This window comes from Vibrio sp. D173a, assembly GCF_030248475.1.
Genome location: NZ_JAHGAH010001418.1, coordinates 1 through 541 on the forward strand (window position 1 = coordinate 1; position 541 = coordinate 541).

General features: G+C 45.8%; 1 protein-coding gene and 1 pseudogene. One reads left to right on the top strand and one right to left on the bottom strand.

The features are described 5' to 3' along the window. Positions 1-135, top strand: a pseudogene (locus KIV40_RS33765) (alpha/beta hydrolase); the annotation flags it as partial. A gap of 108 nt (positions 136-243) precedes the next feature. Here the strand turns inward: KIV40_RS33765 and KIV40_RS33770 are convergent. Next, positions 244-541: carbohydrate-binding protein (locus KIV40_RS33770; protein WP_375164947.1), on the bottom strand; the 298-nt coding region annotated here is incomplete at its 5' end.

Genomic DNA, 541 nt, shown 5'->3' on the forward strand with positions numbered 1-541 from the left:
TTCACTAAATACTCTGTCTCTGAGCGTGCAGCGAATGAAATGGATCGTGTGACTTTGGTGACCACGCAAGGCCAAGGACATGGTCGAGTGATGAAGTGTCCACAAGTCTTTGAGAGCTTTGACGCTCTGATTTAATGATGCATGTTTTAATGATGTCGCTTTGAATCAATGTTGAATACGAAGAAGGCCAATCTACGATGAGATTGGCCTTTGGTTTTAACTAGGCTTGGGTTTTAATTGAGCCTAGGTTTTAGCTGAACTTGTCCACCATTTCGCTTCCCAAAGCGTATTGCCTTGAGTTACTTGGTCGCCACCATTGTAGATGGTGTTTGCATCCCAAGCATTACTACACGTACCGCCGCCAGTACTTGTCTTAAGAACCTTCACCGAAGCGGAAGCCACAGACGTTTCGGTTCCATCACTGACTGTAACCGAGAAGTTCAGTAGCGTATCTTGAGTGTACTCAGATGCAACGAAACTTACCGATGCACCTTGAACTGTTGTATCCAGTCCAGCAGGTACGTCCCAAGTGAAGGTCAAG